The following is a 24816-nucleotide window of genomic DNA, read 5'->3' as shown; positions in this document are numbered from 1 at the left end:
TTTTCAATTTTTTTTATACCTTTGTAGCTCAATCAAAATTAAAGTTATATATGCGACCTTACATTTTAGCTGAAACCAATTGGAAAGCGATTAAAGAAACACAATTTTCCGTTGCCATACTTCCGTGGGGAGCTACCGAAGCTCATAATTATCATCTTCCGTATGCCACTGATGTTATTGAATCGGAGTGCATTGCCGCCGAATCGGCTCGGATTGCGTGGGAACAGGGTAGCAAGGTGATTGTATTGCCAGCTATCCCCTTCGGAGTGAATACAGGGCAGGCCGACATTACGCTGGATATCAACATCAATCCCAGTACACAGCTTATTCTTCTGACGGACATTGTAGAAACACTCAATCGGCAGGGAATACACAAGCTGGTTGTTCTCAATAGCCACGGAGGGAATGATTTTAAACCAATTCTACGTGAATTAGGGCTTAAATTTCCTAAAATGTATATTTCTTTATGCAATTGGTTCCAAAATTCTGAGAAGAAAAACTATTTTGATAACGTAGGAGACCACGCCGATGAGATGGAAACTAGCCTTTTGATGCATCTGCGTCCTGATTTGGTACTTCCTTTGTCGCAAGCAGGTGACGGAGCCGAAAACAAGCACAAAATAGCCGAATTTACGCAAGGGTGGATGTGGGCAGAGCGTCAGTGGAGCAAAGTTACAGCAGATACAGGTATTGGCAATCCCAAACTCGCCACAGCCGAAAAAGGAAAGCGTTACTTTGAGTATATTACAAAAAAAATAGGGAATGTTTTGGTGCAATTGGGCAAATTAGATACTGAGAATCCGTACCAATAGTATTTTTTTTTGTACGAAGCGAATTATTTTTATATCTTGCAGAACTTTTTTTAATTACTCTACAAAGAAATAATAGTTATGACAGCAGAAAGATTATCATCTGAAAAAGCGATGGAGCTTGAAGACAAACACGGAGCACACAATTATCATCCGCTTCCTGTGGTTTTAAGCAAGGGCGAAGGAGTTTACGTTTGGGATTTGGAAGGAAAGAAATATTTTGACTTCTTGTCGGCATACTCGGCGGTAAATCAGGGGCATTGCCACCCCCGAATCGTCGGCGTGATGACAGAGCAAGCTCGGACACTCACCCTTACCTCGCGTGCCTTTTATAATGATAAATTAGGCGTTTACGAAAAATATGCAACCGAATATTTTGGCTTTGACAAGATGTTACCGATGAACACGGGGGCAGAAGCCGTAGAAACAGCTATCAAAATATGCAGAAAGTGGGCATACGAACGAAAGGGAGTGCCTGAGAGCCAGGCCGTCATCATAGTTTGCGAGCAAAACTTCCACGGGCGAACTACCACAGTGGTTTCATTCTCGTCGGATAAGAATGCGCGAAAAAATTTCGGACCATATACACCCGGATTTATCATCATTCCGTATGATGACTTGCAAGCACTCGAAAAGACATTAGCAGAAAATCCGAACGTAGCTGGATTTTTGGTAGAACCCATTCAAGGAGAAGCGGGCGTGTACGTTCCGTCGGACGGATTTCTCAGCGGAGCAAAAAAACTCTGTGAAAAACACAACGTACTGTTTATCGCCGATGAGGTACAAACGGGAATTGCCCGTACCGGAAAGCGATTGGCTGTTGACCACGAAAACGTGAAGCCTGATATGTTGGTGCTGGGCAAAGCCCTCAGTGGCGGAGCTTATCCAGTAAGTGCCGTACTTGCCGATGACCATATTATGGGAGTGATAAAGCCAGGGCAACACGGAAGTACCTTTGGAGGGAATCCCGTAGCGGCTGCCGTTGCGATTGAAGCCTTACAAGTTGCCGAAGACGAAAACTTAGCTGAAAATGCTCAAAAATTGGGTGAAATCTTCCGTAGGGAAATCGGAGAGTATATCAAAAATTCAAATATTGCATCGCTGGTACGCGGAAAGGGACTGTTGAATGCGGTAGTTATCAACGATACGGAAGAAAGCGACACGGCGTGGAACATTTGTTTGCGTATGCGAGATAAAGGACTGCTGGCAAAGCCCACACACGGTAATATTATTCGTTTTGCACCACCTTTGGTAATGAGCGAAAGCCAGTTAAAAGAATGTATTGACATTATCATAAGCACATTAAAGGAGTTCGAAAAATAATTTAAAGTGTACATATATGGAAAATCAATTAAATTCATCTTGGGGCGATAACAAAAAGTTAGAAGTTACGCCGTTTATTAAAGATACTCTTTCAGAAACAGCAAAATGGGCGAAGTTTCTGGCTATCGTAGGTTTTGTAGGGATTGGATTTTTATGTTTGGTAGGTATTTTTACACTTGTTATAGGGGTATTTCATTCATTCGGTTTGCTTACGATTTATTTAGTTCCTGTAGGATTAATGAGCTTCATAATTGCTTTCATTTACTTCTTTCCAATAAGATATCTGTACAATTTTTCGACAAAGATGAAAAACGCTTTGACTCTTACGGATGATCAAGCTTTTTCGGAGAGTTTTTCTGCTTTAAAATCACATTATAAGTTTGTAGGAATCCTTATGATTATTGTTGTTTTAATATATCTCATAAACTTTTTTATGTTTTTTTTGGAAGCAATATTCGGGGAGACGGTATTGTTGTAAATTTTTAAGTTAAACAACTTTTTTTTGATTTTGACCTTGCAGGGATGTAAGGTCAAATTTTTTTTTAATAGGAAGCAAACTTTTTTCTGACGTCTTACCATTTTAAGACAACTCGGTAAAGCAGATATTTATAAGATATCCGAATTCCCTTGACAGAAAATTTTTCTTTGTTTGCTTGAAATAAAAATGCGTACTGCTTACAAATTAGTTTTTTTAAGATAATAGAAAATTACAACTCTGAGAATAATTCTTTGAAAATAGGTTTTTATCCTTATTGGAAGAATATAATATATATAATTATAAGAAATTATTTCGATTGCATCTGTAAAATGTTTCCGAAAATGAAAATCTGTTTGGAAAATAATAATCAGAGTGTTTTTTTATAAAAATCCAAACAGAAAACTATCAGCAAAAAGTTTTCTGACATAAATCCGAATAGAAAGTTATAAGCAAAAAGTTTTTTTGAGAAAATCTGAATGGAAAGCTGTTGGAGAAAAGTTTTCCTACTATGTAAAAAATAATGCCGAGAAAACTTTTCTTTTGACAAATGGAAATTCAACCTAAATGTAAAAAACAATCTTTTGCAAATTTCAATCCGAACAAAATCATTCAAGAAAGTTGCTAAATGATTGTTAAATAATTTGTTATTTACAAAAAAGTGAATTATCTTTGAGGCATATTTGATTCTTAAAAGAAAACACGTATGAAAACAACAAAACTAATTTTCAGTTTCTCAAAACTAAGGAATAGCGAGTATCCGTTAGTTGTAGAACGTATTTTGGAGATTGTTGCAAAGCACAATCTGGAAGAATTAGCTTTGAAAAAGGCGTATGACAGGGTTGCACTACTTCAACCAGAATTGGAAAAAATCAAAATTCAGGAAAAAGCAAGTGGTTTTACAACTGAAATAGCTGCGGCGAATAAGTTGCGGGATAAAATAACGATAGTTATTTTCAATTTGGTGAATAATTTCAAACAATTAGGGATTTCGCCTTACTCCGATAATGCGAAAGTACTTCATTTGTGGCTGTCAAAGTATGGAAAAGGCATTGTTAAGGAAAATAATACCTCACAGACGGAGAAAACGAACCAGTTAATCGCTCAGATGGAAGCAGATGAAGCTATTAAAAAGGCACTTTCTAACTTGCATCTTACCGATTTACTCAACCGACTCAAGAAAGCCAATGAGGAATTTGAAAGACTTTTCCGCTCCCGCACCTCGGAAATTGCCGGCATACCCGAAGTAGATGCAAAAGCCATTAGGCAACAAGCAGACAAGGAGTTGAACAAACTTTTTGTAGCAATCGATTTCTGTGCATCGGAATACGAGGATAAAGATTACAAACCGCTAATTAGCGAGTTGCAGGAATTGCTTAATTATCATAAAACACAAATTAAAGCAAGAAAGAATAAGAAAACACTCCCTGATGTTGCTTAACTTGCAATGAAAAGTGTGTTGGTTTAAGAACTTGATAAATGAATTTAGATAAGAAAAGGAGTTGAGGTCTTGTTTTTCAAAGGCTTTGGCTCTTTTTGTTTAACGCAGGTACAAAATTTGATTCGGATTGCGATGAATTTATACCAATGATGGAATATATATTGTAATTTTGTTGCGGTAAAAACAGTTTTTTGCTTTGCGTCACTTCGAGTGATTTGCGTAAAGGTAGTGGAGCAAATCGTATCGAGAAGTTTGGAGTTTGGTTCTCGATACAAATTTTATTTTCGCTTTGCTTCAATAAAATTCACTCGAACCGCGAGAGGTTATTTTTTGGGTATCTTTGGTAAAAACAGTTTTTTGCTTTGCGTCACTTCGAGTGATTTGCGTAAAGGTAGTGGAGCAAATCATATCGAGAAGTTTGGAGTTTGGTTCTCGATACAAATTTTATTTTCGCTTTGTTTCAATAAAATTCACTCGAACCGACGAGAGGTTATTTTTTGGATAATAGAGAAAAAACGTGATGTAATTCTACTTTATTTTTCAGTTTTATGAAAATAGGAAAAAGAAAACTTGTAAAATTTTTGAGTTGGAAGTCCAAACACCTTACCAATCATCAATTCATATTGATTTTGTGTGCCATTATAGGTATTGTGTCGGGTATTATGGCGGTTTTCATCAAAAAGTTTACATTGCTGATTCAACATATATTACAAAATGGCTTGGTGGCATCGTATCATAGGGCTTTCTACTTTTTTTTCCCTACGATAGGCTTTCTGATAGTATTTTTCATTATAAAATACCTGATAAAAAAACGTCCCGAACCGGGAATCCCATATACTTTGTATGCGATTTCACGTCTGAAAGGGCTAATCCCTCCGAAACAGATGTATGCGAGCCTTATTACAGCTCCGTTCACGGTGGGTTTTGGTGGTTCTGCGGGTTTGGAAGGTCCTATGGTAATTTCAGGAGCAAGTTTCAGCTCATATATAAGCAAGCTGTTTCACATTAATCAATCGGAACGAATGTTGCTCATTGCGTGTGCTTGTTCGGCAACAATGGCGGCAATGTTTAAGGCTCCGGTAGCTGCAATAGTGTTCGCAATTGAAGTTTTTAGCTTGGATTTAACCTTATTATCACTTCTTCCGCTGATGGCTTCCTCCTTGCTGGCTGTTTTGACCTCGTATTTCTTCTTAGGAAATGAAATTCTGATGCCAATTAACTTAGATGGTGAGTTTACTTTAAGCGATGTACCTTACTATGTGCTATTAGGCGGATTGACGGGCTTGATTTCAATCTATTTTTGTACAGCCTACCAGCGAATTATATCCTATTTTGAAGAAATAGACTCCTATTTGAAGCGTCTGTTCTTTGGCGGATTGATGTTGGGTTTGGTAATCTTTTTTATTCCTCCACTCTACGGGGAAGGGTTTGAGGTGATGAATACGCTCATTAGTGGCAATCCGAAAGACGTGCTTCAGAATGCTTTTAACTGGGAAGTTGAAGGAGCGTGGTCTATTATCGTGCTGATGATGGGTCTGGTTCTTTTCAAAGTCGTAGCGATGGCAACTACGGTAGGAGCAGGCGGAGTAGGAGGAGTGTTTTCGCCGGCTCTTTTTACGGGTGGTATATTAGGAAACCTATTTGCAAGAATCGCCAATCAGTTGGAAATATTCGGACACTCGGTGCCGCTGGCAAGTTTTACATTGGTGGCAATGGCAGGGCTTGTAGCCGGAGTGTTGCACGCTCCCTTGACGGCTATTTTCCTCATTGCGGAGCTCACGGGCGGATATACGCTATTTATCCCACTGATGATTGTAGCCTCCGTTTCATTTGCTCTGTCCAAATACTATATAAAACACTCGCTTTATACCAAGCGTCTGGCTTTAGAGGGGAATCTTATCACGCACGATAAAGATCAGAAAGTTCTCACGCTGATGGATATCGAGTCCGTTATCGAAAAAAATCTTATCCCAGTAACAGCACAGATGACGTTAGGGGAGTTGATAGATAACGCGGTGATAAAATCAAACAGAAATGTATTCCCTGTGGTTCACCCAAGTACAAAAATTCTTGAAGGGCTTATCTTGCTGGATAATATACGCACGATAATGTTCAAACACGAGTTCTATGAAATTGTAAAGGTGAAAGATGTGATGCAATCTCCCCCTGATATCATCCGATTGGAGAAAGACAAGATGTCGGATATTATGGATAAATTTCAAAAGACCAATGCGTGGAATTTGCCTGTAGTAAAAGAAGGTGTTTATGTGGGATTCATATCGAAATCCAAGCTCTTGACCGCCTACCGCAAAAATTTGATTTATTTTTCTACTTAAAATCAATCAGAAATCTATAAGAAAACAAAAAGCAACAAGCATTCCGTTTGGATAGTTATCGCTTTTTTATATTTTTTGACCATTTTATACGAATTTGAAAAATATTCGCTTTTGAATTATTGTTTTATATCCCCCTTGCCCCCTTAAAAGGGGGATTTAAGAGTTTTATTTTTAAATTTTATGAGAATTATACATCTTCAATAGGTTTTTTATTCCCCCTTTGAAGGGGGTAGGGGGATGTTATTTGTTATTTAATAAGAAACCTATAAGAAAACAAAAAAGCGATAAGCATTCCATTGGGATAGTTGTCGATTTCTTTTTTCTGTGATATTTATTATTTGACTTGATAAATATGTACCGTTTTGTCAGGCTGAGCGTAGTCGAAGCCTTGCAAGTAAAAGCTTCGACTTCGCTCATCTTGACACTCTGATATTGTCAAAATGTTTTTAGATAGTATTTTAATTTGAAAGATGTATTAAAACAAAAAGCGACAAGCATTCCGTTTGGATAGTTATCGCTTTTATAATTTCTTTGATATTTATTATTTGACTTGATAAATATGTACTGCTTTGTCAGGCTGAGCGTAGTCGAAGTCTTGTGAGTAAAAGCTTCGACTTCGCTCAGCTTGACACTCTGGTATTGTCAAAATGTTTTCAGATAGTATTTCTGCCTGAAAGATGTATTAAAACAAAAAGCGACAGACATTCCGTTTGGATAGTTATCGCTTTTTTATATTTTTTGACCATTTTATACGAATTTGAAAAATATTCGCTTTTGAATTATTGTTTTATATCCCCCTTGCCCCCTTAAAAGAAGGATTTAAGAGTTTTATTTTTTAATTTTATGAGAATTATACATCTTCAATAAGTTTTTTATTCCCCCTTTGAAGGGGGTAGGGGGATGTTATTTATTATTTACTCTGAAAATATTAAGAAAATAAAGAAGCGACAGCTATTCCATTTGGAAAGTTGTCGCTTTTTTTATTTTTTTTGATATTATTATTTAACTTGATACGTATGTGCTGTTTTGTCAGGCTGAGCGTAATCGAAGCCCTGCAAGTAAAAAGCTTCGACTACGCTCAGCCTGACATTTTACCTCTGTTAAAAAGGTTTTCGAATAGCATTTTATTTTGAAAGATGTTACTCTATCGGTTTTTGTACATCTGGTCATAGTATTTTTGGTAGTCGCCACTGGTGATAGTATCCAGCCAATCCTGATTTTCCAAATACCATTTCACGGTGAGGCGAATTCCTTCTTCGAACTGTAAGGAAGGCTCCCAGCCGAGCTCATTCTTAATTTTTGTGGCATCGATAGCGTAGCGAAGGTCGTGTCCTGCTCGGTCAGTAACAAAGGTAATGAGTTTTTCAGAGGTTCCTTCGGGGCGACCCAGCTGCTTATCTACTTCCTTGATGATGACGCGTATCAAGTCGATGTTTTTCCACTCGTTAAAGCCCCCGATGTTGTACGTATCGCCAATTTTGCCCTTGTGGAATATCACGTCAATTGCTCTGGCGTGGTCTTCAACGAAGAGCCAATCTCGCACATTTTCGCCACGTCCGTAAACCGGTAGTGGCTTGTTATTCCGAATGTTATTGATGAATAATGGGATTAATTTCTCAGGAAACTGATAGCTTCCGTAGTTGTTGGAGCAGTTGGAGATAACTGTCGGAAGTCCGTAGGTATCTTGATAGGCTCGAACGAAGTGGTCGGACGAGGCTTTCGATGCCGAATAGGGCGAATGTGGGTCGTACTTTGTGTTTTCGGTGAAAAGCGTGTTGTCCATCTGCAAAGCACCGTAAACCTCATCGGTGGAGACGTGGTAGAACAGTTTCCCGTCCCAATTGCCGTTCCAAACCTCACGTGCTGCCTGTAGGAGTGATAGCGTACCCATAACATTGGTCTTCGCGAAGGTAAAAGGGTCTTTAATACTGCGGTCTACGTGGCTTTCTGCTGCCAAATGGATAATTCCGCTGATGTTTTTGCTCTCTATGAGTTGTTTCATAGCCTGAAAGTCGCAGATATCAGCCTTTACGAACTCGTAGTTAGGTGATTTCTCTATATCTTTGAGGTTTTCCAAGTTTCCGGCATAGGTTAGTAAATCCAAATTGATGATTCTGTAGTCAGGATATTTGTTTACAAACAACCGAACCACGTGTGAGCCTATAAATCCAGCTCCGCCTGTTATTAAAATATTTTTTTTCATTTAAAGTGCTTTTTAAGTAACCAAAAACCAATTAACAAGTACCAAGTTAGTTTGATGTGTATTGATTTCTATTTTTTTAATTTCATTTTATTATAGATTGAAGCTAAAATATTCTTCAATTCGTTACTCTCCTGTTTTAAAGTTAGCTGTGTTTCAAAAAGATGGCAATGGTTCTGATTGTCAGACTGAGCGTAGTCGAAGTCTTGTAATAATAAGACTTCGACTACACTCAGTCTGACAAAAAAAACCTCCTTTTTATATTTTTTTCTTAGAGCTTCCTAATATGTTTTTTCACAATGAAATAAACGAGTTCATTATCATCACACAAGATTTAAATCGTTACTTCAATTTGATTTCCTTCTATGCCAATAATGCTACTTTCGTAATACCCATCTCCTGTTGTTCTGGGGTTGCTTATAATCTCAAATCCGTCAATCCTTAGTCTTTCCGTAAGCGAATTTACTTTTTCCTTACTTCCTACACTAAAAGCTATGTGAATATAACCTGTTTGTGTTAAGTGTTTTTCGTTGTCAATCATATAAGGTCTTGTCATTATTTCAAGGCGTGTTCCGTCATCGAATGAAATAAAATATGAACGGAAATTTGTTTTTTTATTATGGTATTCCTCATTAGATTTTCCATCAAAATATTTTACAAAGAACTCCTTTGTCTTCTCCAAGTCATTTACGTAAAGAGCTATGTGGTCTATTTTCATATTATATTCTTTTTATACTTTTCACTTTATCCTTTATACTTTTTATTTCATTTCCCTTTCAAAGCCTCTTTCCAATGTGAAATTGTATAATTAAAATCGTTTTTTAGCTTTGATTTGTCCAAAACCGAATAACTTGGACGTTTTACCTTACTTGGGAATTCGCTCGACAAGCAGGGTTTTACAATGCAGCTGCTTCCCGATATAGTAACGATTTCGGTTGCGAAGTCGAACCACGAACACACGCCTTCATTCGAGAAATGATACACCTCGCGTTTGCCTTTGAACAAATCTTTCTCAATGACATAGACGATAAATTCAGCTAAATCGCGAGCATTCGTAGGCGTCCCGACCTGGTCGAAAACTACTTTTAGTTCATTTCGTTCAGAACTCAATCGTTGGATGGTTTTTACGAAATTATGCCCGAAGGAAAGCGAGTACAACCACGAAGTGCGGATAATAAGATGGTCAATATCCGCATTTTGGATTGCTTTTTCGCCATCTAATTTGGTTTTTCCGTACACGCCCAAAGCTTTGGTTGGGTCGGTTTCGGAATAAGGAGTGTTTTTGTCGCCTGCGAAAACATAATCGGTTGATATATGGATAAGTACGATGTTGTTTTCTTTACAGATTTCAGCCAGATTACGCACCGCAATGTGATTGATTAAGTCGGCGGTTTGGGCATCGTCTTCGGCTTTGTCCACATTGGTGTATGCCGCACAATTAACGATGATTTGAGTGTTGTTTTTCCTCACGAAATCCGAAACAGCTTGCGAATCAGAAATATCCAAGTCCGAAGCATCGGTAAAGATATAATTCCCGATTTTGGTTTTAATATTTTGAATTTCAGAACCTAATTGCCCACCGGCTCCAGTTACTAAAATGTTTTTCATTGTTTTAGATTGTAAATTATTCGTACAAATTCACATTAAAATCGAAGTGATAAGCGTCTTTCAAAAGCGGACTTTCTTTGTCTTTTTGCGAAAGAATAACGGCTTCGGCAGGTATTTTCCAATCAATCCCGATAGCGGGGTCGTTCCAAAGGATGCTTCCTTCTTCTTCGGGAGTGTAGTAATTGTCGCATTTATATTGAAAAATGACTTCCTCGCTTAGCACGGCAAATCCGTGAGCAAACCCTCTGGGAACGAACAATTGTCGCTTGTTTTCGGCAGAAAGTTCAACGGCTACGTGCTTGCCAAAAGTAGGCGAACCCTTGCGGATATCGACCGCTACGTCCAAAACTTTTCCTGCTACCACACGCACCAATTTTGACTGACAAAAAGGTGGTTTTTGGAAATGAAGCCCGCGTAAAACGCCGTAACGCGATTTTGACTCGTTATCCTGCACGAAAGTAGTATTACAAATCTGTTCTACAAACTTTTGCTGTGAAAACGATTCAAAAAAATATCCTCGCTCATCGCCAAAAATTTTCGGTTCAATGATGATAACGTCTTTTATTTCTGTTTGGATAATATTCATAGGTTACTTGTAATCAGAAATTTAATTTAAAATAATATCTTTTTAACCACTCTCGATACAGCGGGTCTTGAAAAGTCAAAACACCTCCCACGTCATCTAAAACGTCCTTATCTACTAAAGCTCTTTTTAGCTTGACCACATTGGCAGAGGAGCCCAATTTATAAGTGTCCATCACTTTTTTAGAACTCAAATTTTGCTCTCCATTAAGCAATGCTTTTAAAAATCCTAACTGAGTATTAGTCAAGGTTTCTGTCAGTGTTATAAAAAGTAAGCTAAGTTGTTGTATCAGGCTTTGATGGGTACTCTCAATAATCTTTTTATTGCTTTTTTGTACTGTTCTAAGCCATACTTGTTGAGCTAATTGCTGCACATAATATGAGTGATTATCAACAAGTTCTACAATTTTTTTAGCCTGACTATCTGTGATTTGTTTGTTGGTTTCTTCAAAACGTTGCTTAATGAAATTTACCCATTCTTTAGTGTTAATTTTTTCTAAAAAAATAATATCACCAAACTTATAAAAAGGCATTGATGTATCTGTAAAAACTTCTATCAGCATATGTCGCTTACTACCATAAAAGCAATATGAAACGTGCTGATGTCGCTGAAAATGAGCTCTTAATTTCTTCTGAAACGATAAACTATCTGAAAAAGAGGCTATGTTCTGAAATTCATCAAAACAAACCACAATTTTGACACCTTTCTTTTGTGCGATATTCTCTGCTAAGTTCAAAATATCATCCGGATTTTTCTGTAATTCTTTCCACGAGATACCAAACTGTAACGAAGTTTCATCGTTTGAGGCTAATGAAACTTGTGGTAACAATTGTGAAAGAAATTGCTTTGCATTTGTTACAAAATCATCCCACCGTGAAGAAGTAGCTTTTAAAACTGCGTTAGTGAAAGAGATATAAAACTCCTCTTCTGTACGTATATTAAAAAGGTCTAACTTGCATATTTTTAATGTTTTATCATTCTGAAATGATTCGGAAACTTTTTCTACCAAAGAAGATTTTCCCCATCTACGAGGAGAAATCAGGATTACATTCGTCCCTGACAAAAAACGTTGTCTTAATGATTTTATTTCCTCTTGTCGATTGACAAAATCTGTTTTCAGAATAATCGTTCCGAATGCAAATGGTGTGTTTGTAAGTACCTCCTGCATAACCAAAATTTTTTGCAAAGGTAAAAAGAACTTTTTATCTTACCAAAAGGTAAGTTACCTAAAGGTGATAAAAAATTATTTCAATAAATCAATTAAGTATTGTCCGTATTGGTTTTTAAGCATCGGTTGAGCTAATTCTCTGATTTTTTCTGCTGAAATCCAGCCTTTTTTGTAAGCGATTTCTTCCAAGCAGGATATTTTAAGTCCTTGACGTTTTTCGATGGTTTCCACAAAGTTAGAAGCCTCAGAAAGAGAGTCGTGTGTACCTGTATCAAGCCACGCAAATCCTCGTCCTAATAATTGGACTTTCAGTTCATTATCTTTCAAAAACTCCTGATTTACAGTGGTAATTTCCAATTCCCCGCGTGCCGAAGGCTTGATGCTTTTAGCTACTTTTACTACTTTATTCGGATAGAAATACAGCCCAACAACGGCATAGTGGGACTTGGGATTTTCGGGTTTTTCTTCGATGGAAAGTACGTTTCCTTCTGCGTCAAATTCGGCAACTCCGTAACGTTCAGGGTCTTTTACCCAATAACCGAAAACGGTTGCTTTACGGTCTTTCTGGGCAGTTTCCACAGATTGCAGAAGCATTTTGGTGAAACTTTGTCCGTAAAAAATGTTATCGCCCAAAACCAAGCAAACATCTTCATTTCCAATGAATTGCTCTCCAATTATGAAGGCTTGTGCCAGTCCGTCGGGTGAGGGCTGTTCGGCATAGGAAATGGAAATTCCGTAATCGCTTCCGTCTCCTAAAAGTCGCTGAAAACCAGGCAAGTCTTGTGGAGTGGAAATTACCAAAATCTCCCGAATGCCTGCTAACATCAACACCGAGAGCGGATAGTAAATCATCGGTTTGTCATAAATGGGGAGTAACTGCTTCGAAACACCTTTCGTGATAGGGTAAAGCCTTGTTCCTGAGCCTCCTGAAAGAATAATTCCTTTCATAGTATTTAATTATTTTGTGTAAAAAACCTGTTCCATTGTGTGCCACCATTCTCCTTCTTTAAGTTCCAAAGATTGTTGGCAAGGGTCGGTTTCTGCCCACCAACGTTGAGTTTCGGGGTCGGCAGCCATTTTTTGCATATCTTCCTCAAAATTTTCGCCAATATATTCAAAATAAGCAAAAAGGAGCTCATTATTCAATAAAAAAATGGAATAATTTCGGATATTACATTCGTGAATTTTATCCAAAACAGATTGCCACGGATTGGCGTGCAATTCCCGATAATAAGCTAATTTTTCGGGTTTTACCTTGATAACTTGTCCAAATCGTTTCATAATTTACTATCTTCTTATTCTGATTTTTAGTGCTTTTTCAATAGGAATATCCGATAAAACCACCAAATAACCTCCTCCTCCTGCACCACTGAGTTTATAACCAACTACTGTTTCGGGTAAAGAAGCAATTTCCTTACGAATTTCGTCATTTAACATATTGGGATATAAAGCAACTTGTGCATCAAAAGAAGTGGTCATCGCTTTTCCTGTGGCTTTTAAGTCTTTTTGAAGTAAGGATGCCCAGAGTTGTTGTGCTGCCTCGGATAGTTTTTTTACTTTTTCGGGGGTAACATCTGCTCCTTCTGTTACGTGAAGATCACTATGTCGAGGCTGTAAAGGCAACAGATACAAATGTTCTTCAATCCAAGAAAGTAAATCACTTGATAAATTTTTCTCAATTTTTTCTGGCCAAAAACCTCCTTCGTACCAATAGTAGTTAAGCCCAGGGAGTACTATTCCGAGTGCATCTTGCGAGCCACTGATATAATCTTCTCCGGGAAAATTTTCATATGAAAACAAAACCTTGGCTAAATGCTCTCTATCTCCTTCAGGGATATCAGTATGCCAAAGCTCAATGGCTTTTTTACGCGTACTTGTAGACATTCCGCTGCGGTCATTGAAATCATAATCTGGTTCAATACAAATAGTTATAACAGGACCTGCACAAAATTTAGATACCGTAGGCTGATCAAGCCAACCACCAGCCAAATCGATTCGATAGGGAATAAGACATTCCTTGCGTAAGGCCGTTGTGCTACGAGTAGGCAAATTTCCGTGTGGAATTCGCTTACTTACGTAGTATTCCACTCCTAACTCTTTGCACAAAGCTTCCTTGGTGGGTGAATGTCCATCTTCATTAACAAAAAGAATATCTGGTTTTAGCCGCATCATATCCTCTTTAAAATCCAAAATCCCTGAGCCTGAATTGATCCAAGCATCCTTCACAAAGCGTAATGCTTTTACCATATACAAACGCTCTTGCTCTGGATTGATGGTTTTTCTGGCTTTGAGTTCCTGAATGGTTTTATCTGAACCAATGCCTACATACAAATCTCCTAATTGCGATGCTTCTTCAAAGAAAGCAACGTGTCCCGAATGCAACATATCGTAACATCCCGAAACAAATATTTTTTTTCTGTTCAAAATAATTTATTTTTATGAAATTACTTTTTTTAAGTAATTGTCTCTTTTAAATAATTTTATATCACTACACATTATGCTTCTGTCAGTCCTTCAATACAATTTTATGTTATGCTTTTTTGGAATTATTGATATTCTTATCAAAAATGAATTTATTGATTTGCTGAATAACTTGTTACTGTTCTTATTTCTTTCAGATTGTGAAAAATTTGAATCTGTAAAAAGTATTACAAGACTCCTTTTATCATAAATCTGAAAGAAAAGAGCCTCAATACTCTCTCTGTAAACCAATAAATTCTATCCTATTCCATATTTATTGTTATTCTGGAATTTTCTTTGTTGAGTCTACCTCTTCTTATGCATTACTTCATAAACTGCAAAAACTTGGACAAAGGCTTTCTTAAAAAGTGGAATAGTGAAATTGACATACCATTGTCTTTCCAAGCTAAATAACACTCTTTATTGGCTTGTATAATATTTTTAATACTCTGATTACTCGCTCCTCCCATTCTCATTTTGACCATCGTTATTGGTAAGTATATTGTTCTAATACCATTTTTTTCGATGAATCGCAACATAATTTCGTAGTCAGCAGCTATTTTGTATTTAAGATTAAAACTTCCATACTTTTGATATATTTCTTTTTTTACAAAGAAAGTAGGATGTGCTGGATGCCAGCCTTTTTTAAATAATCCCTTTTTGTATTTTCGTGATTTCCAGAACCGAATAACTTTGTTGCTGTCTTTTTCATCGATATACTCTAAATTACCATAAACAGCCTCGCAATCTGTCTGTTCAAATACGTTCATAACCTGAGTCAATATGTCGTTAGAACTATAGAAATCGTCTGAATTAAGAATTCCTATAACATCACCAGTAGCTAAAGCAATTCCTTTATTCATAGCATCATATATCCCTTTGTCAGGTTCAGAAAGAATTTTAACAACACGATTTGGTAACTTTTTAATAATTTCAATTGTATTATCTTTCGAGTTGCCATCTACAATAATGTGTTCTATAGTTGGGTAATTTTGGTTGTACACAGATGTGATTGTATCAGCAACAGTTTTACTACTGTTATAGGTCGCTGTTATTATCGATATTTTCATTTCAGTTTTCTTAAACTAACTATAATAACTCTTCTAATATATTTAAGAATGGAGTAGATATTTAATAAAAAAAACTCAATTGGGTTTATTATTTTCATATCATGAGCGACCTTTATATTCTTGAGTTCCCCTTTTTCCATTTCCCATAGATTGGAGGATAATCCAGAATGGCCAAAGTGAGGCTTCCCTGCACCGGTAATAACCAAACTTTCCTGAAATAAATAGCAGTTGTTATTTGCACACACTCTCAACCAATACTCTCCTTCTTCAAAATACCTTTGATTATCTTTAAAAAAACCCGTATTTGATAAAATTTCTTTCTTCATCATTACTGTAGGGGGAGACAAAAAGTTTTTTATCAACAACAGCTTTGGATTTAATTTTGTTAGTTTTTGAAACTTGACTCCTAAAAAAGTATTGAAAACTTCTTCATTTCGATTTGTTCCCAACAGATCTACGTCAGGAGACGATTCAAATACTTGAACTTGTTTTTCTATTTTCATAGGTAACCATTCATCATCTGCATCTAAAAAAGCAATGTATTTACCTACTGATTTTTTGAGTCCCTCATTTCGGGCTTTTGCAGCTCCTCCATTTTTCTGATTTATGAGAGTTATGTCTAAATCGGGATGTTGACGCATATAATTTTCTACTACCTCTCTTGATTCATCTTGTGAACCATCATTTATTATAATAATTTCATAATCACATTTGTAGGTTTGGTTTTGTACTGAGTTTAATGCTTTTACAATCGTTTTAGAGGCATTATACATCGGAATAATTACGGAAATTTTCATTTTATTAAATAATTTTTGTATGGTATCATTCTGGGAACATCTGCTGATTTCTCATCAACTTGTAAGGCATTTATCTGAATGCCAAAATAATAAATCATAAAAAGGAATACAGTATATATTTTTAAATTTTCTTTTTTCATGAAAAAAATAATATTTGGAACTAAAATTATTTGTGCTATTAAAAAATAATACCCCATTCTTGTTACTGGTATGAAGTTCGCGAAAAGAATGTTAATTCCGACTCCTATTAGATAGATATTTAACAAAAAAGTGATTTTTTTTTCAGAATTATGCTTGAGCCCCCAAATAATAATAGTACTAATTATAGTCAAAGATAATACTTTTGCCAAAGGAAAAGTCTTACTCACCAGTAAATCTGCATATACTGCATATTTCCCTGTTAAACCAATGAGTACTTTCGATACATTTATGTAAGATAATATAAAGGCTATTAGCATTCCAATAAGATAAAATTTTAAAGTATATTTTTTCTCAAGCCATTTTCTTCCAAAAAAGATGAGCAAAAATGGAAATACAGCTGAGTAATGAAATAAAATTGCCACCATACTCAACACGAAATATTTTGTTTTCTCATTTTTGAAAAGATAATACAGAGCCAAAAAGAAAACGCTGATAGCTATGGATTGTCGCAGAATAGAAAAAGAATTCAAGTACAGACCTGGTATCAATAGATAAATCATCAAAGCCATTCTGGGACTTGTTGTGAATTTTTCAATAGCAATGTAAGTAATTGACAAGGTTGCTAATGAAAAAAAGAAAAACATACTCAAGGGGTTGTTGAATAATTGAGATAAAGTAAAAATAGCCAATTTTGACAAAGGTTCCATTGAGTCTGTTCCTCTTCCTTTGAAAAAACTAACATAATTAAAATAATCATATCCTACCTCATACCTCAACCCCGAAACTAAAATAATAAAGAGCAAGGCTACATAATTAAAAAATTTATTTCTTGTTATGTAGCCATAGGTTAATATCAATCCTATGAAAATATAATATGTTATATAAAAAATCATTTTTTATAAAAAATCTTATTTTTCCATAATGAAAAAGCATATGTATATTTACCAAAGATGCTTAATTTTATCATATCATATAGATAATAAAAATCAATTATTTTATAAACTTTGTTTTTTTTTCGTATAATATGCAATTCTTCTAGTGTTTTTATTGATATCCCGCTACTTACCCCTCCAATGTTGAAATTTGCAATTACTCTATCAATAGGAATAAATACGTAACCTTTTAGATACATCCGTAAAATAAAGTCCCAATCGGAAGCAATTTTATAATCAGTCGAAAAACCTCCTTCTTTTTGATAAATATTTTTAGAAACAAACACGGTAGGGTGACTAATAACCATTCCTTTTTTTAATCCATTAAGCTTTTGAGGAACATCACTAGCGTACAAGATTTTATTTCCTTGTCTCATATTGAGCCTTCCATAATAAATGCTATTATCTTTTGATTTGTTTAAGTGATTTACCACACTTTCTATAGCATCCAATTCATACCAATCATCAGCATTGATAATCCCGATAATATCTCCTTTTGCTTTAGCAATTCCCTTATTCATTGCATCATAAATTCCTCTATCAGGTTCACTTACCCAATAGGCAATTTTATCTTGATACTTTTTTATAACATCAAGTGTACCATCGGTGCTTCCTCCATCGATGATAATATATTCGACGTTAGGATAGGTTTGATTGATTACAGATAAGATAGTCTGTTCAATAGTTTTTACGGCATTAAATGATACTGTAATGACTGATACAAGCGGAGTATTCATCTTATTTTTCATTTTTAATATTTGGTTTGATATTTTAAAAACTATTTATTTTGCCATTGTCAGGACTTTTAGCAATATCTGTGAGATGTTATTTAAAATCATGTCACGAAACCCTATTTTATTAATAAGACTCTCAATCCAAATACGTCTATTACTAACATCATACCCTTTACCCGTTGAACCTGAAACTCCTAAAAGTTGAGGTATTATAGGGAAATTTTTTATTTTTTCTTCTTTTAAATTATCGTAAAAAACTACTTCCAGAAATTTTCCTTTATGATCCTGAACGCTTTTATGTGCATTTAGCAATTTCTCATTGTACAAGCTTTTGGAAATTTTATAAAAGACGGTGGTTACGTAATTACTCTTTCCTTTATCTAAAAAATGATAAGTTGTAAAGTGTGTTGGTGATTTTGATTTTCTGTGAATATAATCAAAGTTTTTTACAAGCACTCGTCCAGTAAGTTTGTAAAAAAAATCTACTTCTTGTACAGATTTACTATGTGTAAGCACATATTGAATTATCTCACCTTCTCCGTACCCCTTACCTTGTTGTTTTACTTTCTGAAAATCTCCCTGAAAGCTTAATACTTCCAAAATCTTATTTTTAACTTTTGCTTTTTGTTGTAATTCAGAATAGTCATATTCATATAATGTATTTTCACAGAAAATAATATGGGAGACAGTTTCGTAGTTGTCTATGGCATATTCTATCGAATTGAGATATTGCCTTAATCGTTCTTGAGTTTGTTTAAGTTTTGTAAAAGGAACTTCATTTTTTTCAATATTGATTGCTCCTGTTAATAATAAAACAGTCATAGTATATTATTTAATCTTAGGGAATAAAAATATTTGTTGTTTTTTACAGATGAAAATTAATAACATAAATATAATCAATTCTGTAAACGTTGCACATAATACAACCCCCATTTCTTCAAAAATCAAAATTAAAGGGCTTATACAGAGTAAGCTAAACATACATCCAACCATAACAACCTTCAATAAATCCTTTTTCATTCCGAAAGTGATGAAGATATTTATTGCTATTATACCATTAATAACAGAGAATAAGGGTAGTAAAGCTGAATATTTCAAGACATAAATTGCTTGATGAAATTTGTCAGTACCGTACATCAAGTGAATAATTTGCTCCGAACCAAAATATAGAACAATTCCTAATGCAATTCCTACTCCAAACATAAAGTAGATGACTTTGCGGATAAAATTTATACTTTTCTGTTTCGATTCCAGAAAATAAATGTTCATTCTTGGAAAAATGACTTGTATTACCGATGAAAGTAATGAAATTAAGGCTCTTATTAGTTTGTCTGCAGCCGAATAAATTCCTACAACACTATCATTGGTCAACAAGCCTAGTACAACAACATTAGTGGTGGTGTACAGATTAGTGGAGATACTCATTGCAAATACATGAGCACCACTCAAAAGCTGTTTCTTTGCTTCATAAAAAGTAGGTTTAACGAAATGTACTAAACGATTCTTTATGATAATCATTAAACTCAGTAATGCGGAAGCTAATAGAGCTAACATTTGTATTAGTAGGGCTACGTAGTAATCCGTTTTTTCTGTGACAAAATAGAAAGTTAATAATAACATTACGATTCTTGGAACTACATTAGCAACAGTAATGGATTCAATTTTTTCCATACCTTGAAATAACCAAAGAGGAAATAAAAGCGATGAAAACACACCGATAAACCCTATAAGGAAAAGAATGTATTCTTGTCGAAACCTGTCAAATGAAAAAACAATGACAACAAATAATAACAAGCTCAGAATGAGTAATGAAAATTTAGCTAACATTGTATTCCAAAATACACCGCTAATTCTGTTTTTATCTTTTGAAGAGTCTGCTATTTCTTTTGTGGCAGAAACATTAAATCCAAAATCTACTATAAGAATAAAATATCCAACAAATGCCTGAACAAACATTATTTTTCCCAAATTCTCCGACTCCAATGTCCTGCCTAAGTATGGAAGCAAAACTAAAGGGATGAGATACTGAGCTATCTGTAAAATTAACAAATAGGAAAAATTTTTGCGAAGAATTTTATCTGAAAGCATTTCAAATGATATATTAATTTACTTTTTAATTTTTCTAAAAGTTTATTTTTTCTATTTATACATACTCCAACCATTTACTTGACAAATCAAATCAGTTCTATTGATTACGTTCTTCAGCAAAAGTATTCTGTCAATTTTCTTTCTTTGATGATATAAAACTATTTGTAAATTACCTTTCAACTACCTCCTTAATATAATCCTTCACACATTTTTTGGCTTTCCATCCTAAGGATTCGGTTTTTTCGGTTATCACGTCCGAAACCATTCGGTTACCTTTGCGTGCCGGAAGCATTTCTATTTTTCCGCCAAACATTTCCGCGATTTCAAGAATTGTGTAAGTTTCTGAATTTCCGATGCCAAACTCATCTCCTAAGCCTTTTTCCCCGACTAACAACAAGCCTTCAACAATATCGTCAATGTGTGTAAAATTCCTTTGTTGCGTTCCGGGCGAAACTACTGTCAGAGGCTCCCCTTTTTTCATTTTTTCTGAAAATAAGGCAATGAGAGTAGCGTACTTCCCTTCGCTGATTTCTCGTTTGCCGTACACATTGTAAAAATAGACAATAGCATATTTCAATCCGTACCACTCGCCGTAATTCTTAATTAATTCCGTATTAGAGGCTTTTGACCAAGCATATGGGCTTTGATTTCTTCCGATGCCGCCATCTCCAAACTTCGTGCTACTGCCTGCATAGACCAATTTACACTTGTGTCTTCGGCAGAATTCCAATACTTTAGAAGTGCCTACTTTGTTGAATAGCAGAACTTTATCAATGTCTTCGAAACTTTGCTCCACACGCGAGTATTCCCCCAAGTGATAAACCAAATCGGGTGCAAAGTTAATCAATTCAAAGATATATTCCGTACTTCCTTCAATATATGTTACACCTTCGATGTGATTTTCACGGCTTCCGGTGAAGTAATTATCAAGTGAAAATACTTCATTATCAGGGTTTTTAACCAGTGATTCACACAAATTAGACCCCACAAATCCTGCTCCGCCGGTGACTAATATTTTTGTTTTTAATGTTGATTGACAATCGTTATTGTTCATTTTTTTCTCAAAAAGAAAATTATTTCGGTTTTTAATTTCGTCGTTGTTTTGTCAAATAATTTACTTCTGAATCACATTTTTCGCACTTTACAACCAATTTGGATGTATTCAAAACCTCTGCTTGGCAAATCGAATGAATTGTACTGATTTCGTCCGTCAAAAATGACTTTTTCCTTAAGAAGTTTGGCGATTTCATCAAAGTCGGGCGAACGGAATTCTTTCCATTCGGTAAGAAGAATCATCGCGTCGGCTCCTTTCAAGGCTTCATATTTGCTTTCAAAATAGGAAATATTCGGCAAATCCTTCAAATAACAAGCCTTTGCTTCACTGATTGCTTTCGGGTCGTAAGCTCTGATTTTTGCTCCGTGTTTTATGAGTTCTTTGATGATGTAAATTGCCGGAGCTTCACGCATATCATCGGTTTCGGGCTTGAAAGAAAGTCCCCAAATGGCGAAAGTTCTGTTAGATAAATCGTTGCCGTATTTTTTGATGATTTTCTGTGCGATGATGTATTTCTGCCTATTGTTTACATTGTCCACGGCTGTGATAAGTTCGGCATTGTAACCAACTTCTTCTGATAGTTTCTTTAACGCCAAAACATCTTTCGGAAAGCAAGAACCTCCGTAACCACAACCCGGATAGATGAAACTATAACCAATGCGCGAGTCCGAGCCAACTCCCAAACGCACCTTATTCACGTCAGCTCCAACGCGTTCGCAGATATTGGCAATTTCATTCATAAAAGAAATTTTCGTGGCAAGCATTGCGTTCGAGGCGTATTTTGTCATTTCAGCAGAACGTACATCCATTGTTATGAAGCGTTCGTGTTGCATAAAAAACGATGAATAAAGGCTTTTCATTTTGCCTAAAGCGTATTCGTTTTCAGCACCAATTACCACGCGGTCGGGCTTCATAAAATCTTGAATGGCTTTTCCTTCTTTCAGAAATTCAGGATTTGAAACTACATCAAATTTGATAGAAACATTTCTTTTTTGTAACGCTTCTGAAATGGTGCTTTTTATCTTATCGACTGTCCCTACGGGAACGGTGGATTTGTTCACAACGATTAATTGTTTTTGCATTGATTCACCGATTGATTTGGCAACAGAAAGCACATATTGTAAATCTGCCGAACCATCATCGCCCATAGGAGTCCCAACTGCAATGAACACAATTTCAATATCTTCAATGGCTTGAGCCAAGTTGGTTGTGAAGGCTAAATTCTTACTTGCCACATTGCGTGTAACCATCGCTTCAAGTCCCGGCTCATAAATGGGAATGATTCCCTTTTTTAATTTCTCAATTTTTTCTGAATTAATATCAACACAAGTTACGTGATTTCCTACTTCGGCAAAGCAAGTGCCGGAAACTAAGCCTACATATCCTGTTCCTACTACGGCTATTTTCATTTATGTTTGAATGTTAAAAAAACAAAATAAAAAGTTACTATTTTTCACTTTTTGCAAAGATACATTTTAATTGTTAAATTTTAGTCTTTAGGTAGGATTTTCTTCATAAAACGCAAAAAAACGAATAATATGAGGTGAGAGAAGAAAATTTTTATTTAACTTTGTAGAGGTAATTCTTTTTCAATTTTGTGTTATGCAAGTAAAAACTCGAAAAACAGTAATTATTGTGTTTGCAATAGCTTTGGCATTGCTATTTAATTATTTTCTTCCTTATGAAGAAAAGGTGAATAAAGGCTTGGCACTCTTGGTGTTAGTTGCTATTTTGTGGCTTACCGAAGTGATTCATATTACGGTTACGGCGTTGTTAATTCCTGTTTTGGCAATCTTTTTCGGTCTTGAACAAACCAAACCGGCATTGCAGGCGTTTGCCAATCCTACCATTTTTCTATTTTTTGGAGGTTTTGCCATTGCAACAGCCTTGAGCGTCCAGAAGTTAGACCAGTACATAGCCAATAGAGTAATTTCATTGGCTCAGGGAAATTTTGCAATAGCAATTTTTCTGTTACTTTCCGTTACGGTTTTGCTTTCAATGGGGATTAGCAACACAGCAACTGCAGCGATGATGATTCCGCTTGGAATTGGAATGCTCAAGAATTTAGATTATGACTCGAATAAAGGAACTTATATGTTTGTTATTCTGGGAATTGCATATAGTTCCAGCATTGGTGGAATGGGAACTTTAGTAGGTTCACCACCCAACGCCATTGTAGCTTCGCAGTTGAATTTGACGTTTTCAGATTGGTTGAAATACGGAATCCCCGCAGTGGCTGGGCTGATGCCTTTGTTTTTACTGGCTATGTATTTCGTTTTCAAGCCGAAATTGAATATTAAAGTCGATTCGAATACGCAAGTAGAAAAGCTGAACAAAAAACAATACGTTACCATTGCTATTTTTGTGGTAACAGCCATTTGCTGGATTTTGGGAGAATATCTAAATAAGTCAATTTCAGGCTTTTTAGGGATTGATAAAATAGGTTCTTTTGATGCTGTTGTGGCAATAGCGGCTTCGGTATTGGTTTGTTTGTCAGGAGTTGCAAGCTGGAAACAAGTGCAAGAAAATACCGATTGGGGAGTTCTGATGCTTTTTGGTGGGGGACTTACGTTAAGTGCTATTTTGACCAACTCAGGTGCTAATAAAGCAATGGTAGATGCCGTTGTTTTTCTTGTAGAAGGCAAGCACTTTTTCCTAATTGGGTTACTTGTGGCTGCATTCATAATTTTCCTTACGGAATTTACATCAAACACAGCCAGTGCAGCCTTATTGGTACCTATTTTTATTTCAATTGCCGAGGCTTTGAATATGAATCCGTTAGGGCTTTCTTTGCTTATTGGTTTGGGAGCTTCTTGTGCTTTTATGCTACCTGTTGCAACTCCTCCAAATGCAATTGCATACGGAACGGGAATGGTGGGGCAACAAGATATGATAAAAGCAGGATTTGTGCTTAATATATTGAGTATAATATTCTTATCGGTAATAGCTTACTTGTTCTGGTTCTGATAATTAATGGTTGAAGGAAAGCGTTACGTTTTTTTGAGCCATTTATTTTTATGATTTTATATGAAAATTCTTCTTCTTTCTGATACGCATTCTTACATAGATGACAAAATTTTGAATTACGCCCAACAAGTTGATGAAATTTGGCATTGTGGCGATTTCGGTTCTTTTGAAGTTGTTGAAGCTTTGGAGAAAATAAAACCGGTCAGGGGCGTGTATGGCAACATTGACGGAACAGAAATAAGAAGCAAATTTCCGGAAGTAAATAGGTTTCATTGTGAGGGAGTTGAGGTTTTGATGATTCACATTGGCGGATATCCTGAAAAATATACACCCTTGGCGAAAAAAGAAATTATTTCAAAAACGCCAAAGATTTTCATTTCGGGGCATTCGCATATATTAAAAGTGATATATGACAAAAAATTTCAGCTATTGCATTTGAATCCGGGAGCGGTTGGCAAACACGGCTGGCAAACTGTCCGAACGATGATTCGTTTTGAGATTGATGGGGAAGAAATCAAAAATGTTGAAGTAATTGAATTTGAAAGATAGTTTTTGATTTTTTGCAGAAGAGAGCTTTTGATAAAATATAAATTTTGAGAAAATTTTGTTTTTGAAAGTAAAATGTTATTT

Annotated in this window: 23 protein-coding genes; 7 read left to right on the top strand and 16 right to left on the bottom strand. The window is 35.7% G+C overall.

Features of this window, described 5'->3' with window-relative positions:
• Window positions 1–50 precede the first annotated feature (50 nt).
• The 5 genes from CGC58_RS04650 (at window position 51) to CGC58_RS04625 (ending at window position 6384) form a co-directional block, all read left to right on the top strand.
• Complete coding sequence (locus CGC58_RS04650; protein ID WP_095895410.1) at window positions 51–812, top strand: creatininase family protein; 762 nt, start codon at window positions 51–53, stop codon at window positions 810–812.
• A 78-nt stretch (window positions 813–890) separates the two neighbouring features.
• Window positions 891–2132: an ornithine--oxo-acid transaminase gene (gene rocD, locus CGC58_RS04645; RefSeq protein ID WP_095895408.1), complete on the top strand. Its 1242-nt coding sequence runs from the start codon at window positions 891–893 to the stop codon at window positions 2130–2132.
• 16 nt (window positions 2133–2148) lie between these two features.
• Complete coding sequence (locus tag CGC58_RS04640; RefSeq protein WP_095895406.1) at window positions 2149–2610, top strand: hypothetical protein; 462 nt, start codon at window positions 2149–2151, stop codon at window positions 2608–2610.
• 703 nt (window positions 2611–3313) lie between these two features.
• Window positions 3314–4048 (top strand): DUF6261 family protein, encoded by a 735-nt coding sequence (locus tag CGC58_RS04635; RefSeq protein ID WP_095895404.1) that lies wholly within the window; start codon window positions 3314–3316, stop codon window positions 4046–4048.
• Window positions 4049–4596: 548 nt separating this feature from the next.
• On the top strand, window positions 4597–6384 hold the full coding sequence (locus tag CGC58_RS04625; protein WP_198540756.1) for a chloride channel protein: 1788 nt from the start codon (window positions 4597–4599) through the stop codon (window positions 6382–6384).
• Window positions 6385–7528: 1144 nt separating this feature from the next.
• Here CGC58_RS04625 and rfbB read toward each other — a convergent pair.
• The 16 genes from rfbB to CGC58_RS04545 all read right to left on the bottom strand — a co-directional run bounded on the left by rfbB (window position 7529) and on the right by CGC58_RS04545 (window position 22628).
• Entirely contained in the window at window positions 7529–8587 is a 1059-nt protein-coding gene (gene rfbB, locus CGC58_RS04620; RefSeq protein ID WP_095895399.1) for a dTDP-glucose 4,6-dehydratase, read from the bottom strand.
• A 331-nt stretch (window positions 8588–8918) separates the two neighbouring features.
• The gene (locus CGC58_RS04615; protein ID WP_095895396.1) at window positions 8919–9302 is read right to left on the bottom strand and encodes a VOC family protein; all 384 of its coding nucleotides are present in this window, start codon (window positions 9300–9302) and stop codon (window positions 8919–8921) included.
• Window positions 9303–9349: 47 nt separating this feature from the next.
• Entirely contained in the window at window positions 9350–10192 is an 843-nt protein-coding gene (rfbD, locus tag CGC58_RS04610) for a dTDP-4-dehydrorhamnose reductase (protein ID WP_095895394.1), read from the bottom strand.
• A gap of 16 nt (window positions 10193–10208) precedes the next feature.
• Window positions 10209–10778, bottom strand: coding sequence for a dTDP-4-dehydrorhamnose 3,5-epimerase (gene rfbC, locus CGC58_RS04605; protein WP_095895392.1), 570 nt, complete (start codon window positions 10776–10778; stop codon window positions 10209–10211).
• A 13-nt stretch (window positions 10779–10791) separates the two neighbouring features.
• Complete coding sequence (locus CGC58_RS04600) at window positions 10792–11943, bottom strand: AAA family ATPase (protein WP_095895390.1); 1152 nt, start codon at window positions 11941–11943, stop codon at window positions 10792–10794.
• 75 nt (window positions 11944–12018) lie between these two features.
• On the bottom strand, window positions 12019–12891 hold the full coding sequence (gene rfbA / locus CGC58_RS04595; RefSeq protein WP_095895388.1) for a glucose-1-phosphate thymidylyltransferase RfbA: 873 nt from the start codon (window positions 12889–12891) through the stop codon (window positions 12019–12021).
• Between the two features lie 9 nt (window positions 12892–12900).
• The gene (locus CGC58_RS04590; RefSeq protein WP_095895385.1) at window positions 12901–13224 is read right to left on the bottom strand and encodes an L-rhamnose mutarotase; all 324 of its coding nucleotides are present in this window, start codon (window positions 13222–13224) and stop codon (window positions 12901–12903) included.
• Window positions 13225–13230: 6 nt separating this feature from the next.
• The gene (locus tag CGC58_RS04585) at window positions 13231–14367 is read right to left on the bottom strand and encodes an adenylyltransferase/cytidyltransferase family protein (RefSeq protein WP_095895384.1); all 1137 of its coding nucleotides are present in this window, start codon (window positions 14365–14367) and stop codon (window positions 13231–13233) included.
• A 359-nt stretch (window positions 14368–14726) separates the two neighbouring features.
• A complete protein-coding gene (locus tag CGC58_RS04580) occupies window positions 14727–15473 on the bottom strand; it encodes a glycosyltransferase family 2 protein (RefSeq protein WP_095895381.1) in 747 nt (248 codons plus the stop codon).
• Entirely contained in the window at window positions 15470–16270 is an 801-nt protein-coding gene (locus CGC58_RS04575; protein ID WP_095895379.1) for a glycosyltransferase family 2 protein, read from the bottom strand. Before CGC58_RS04575 ends, CGC58_RS04580 begins: the two co-directional genes overlap by 4 nt.
• Complete coding sequence (locus CGC58_RS04570; protein WP_095895377.1) at window positions 16267–17304, bottom strand: EpsG family protein; 1038 nt, start codon at window positions 17302–17304, stop codon at window positions 16267–16269. Before CGC58_RS04570 ends, CGC58_RS04575 begins: the two co-directional genes overlap by 4 nt.
• Window positions 17301–18092 carry a glycosyltransferase family 2 protein gene (locus tag CGC58_RS04565; RefSeq protein WP_095895375.1) on the bottom strand — a complete coding sequence of 264 codons (792 nt, stop codon included), beginning with the start codon at window positions 18090–18092 and terminating at the stop codon, window positions 17301–17303. Before CGC58_RS04565 ends, CGC58_RS04570 begins: the two co-directional genes overlap by 4 nt.
• Before the next feature lie 33 nt (window positions 18093–18125).
• Entirely contained in the window at window positions 18126–18899 is a 774-nt protein-coding gene (locus CGC58_RS04560; RefSeq protein ID WP_095895373.1) for a hypothetical protein, read from the bottom strand.
• Between the two features lie 6 nt (window positions 18900–18905).
• Window positions 18906–20165, bottom strand: coding sequence for a flippase (locus CGC58_RS04555; RefSeq protein WP_095895371.1), 1260 nt, complete (start codon window positions 20163–20165; stop codon window positions 18906–18908).
• A gap of 169 nt (window positions 20166–20334) precedes the next feature.
• The gene (locus CGC58_RS04550; protein ID WP_095895369.1) at window positions 20335–21219 is read right to left on the bottom strand and encodes an NAD-dependent epimerase/dehydratase family protein; all 885 of its coding nucleotides are present in this window, start codon (window positions 21217–21219) and stop codon (window positions 20335–20337) included.
• 71 nt (window positions 21220–21290) lie between these two features.
• Complete coding sequence (locus tag CGC58_RS04545) at window positions 21291–22628, bottom strand: UDP-glucose dehydrogenase family protein (RefSeq protein ID WP_095895367.1); 1338 nt, start codon at window positions 22626–22628, stop codon at window positions 21291–21293.
• A 193-nt stretch (window positions 22629–22821) separates the two neighbouring features.
• On the opposite strand from CGC58_RS04545, the gene CGC58_RS04540 reads away from it, so the two are divergent.
• Both CGC58_RS04540 and CGC58_RS04535 read left to right on the top strand, forming a co-directional pair.
• A complete protein-coding gene (locus tag CGC58_RS04540; protein WP_095895365.1) occupies window positions 22822–24186 on the top strand; it encodes an SLC13 family permease in 1365 nt (454 codons plus the stop codon).
• Window positions 24187–24246: 60 nt separating this feature from the next.
• Entirely contained in the window at window positions 24247–24735 is a 489-nt protein-coding gene (locus tag CGC58_RS04535; protein ID WP_095895363.1) for a metallophosphoesterase family protein, read from the top strand.
• The last annotated feature ends 81 nt before the right edge of the window (window positions 24736–24816 follow it).

Source organism: Capnocytophaga stomatis, assembly GCF_002302635.1.
GTDB lineage: Bacteria > Bacteroidota > Bacteroidia > Flavobacteriales > Flavobacteriaceae > Capnocytophaga > Capnocytophaga stomatis.
This window is presented reverse-complemented; position numbering and strand designations above follow the sequence as displayed.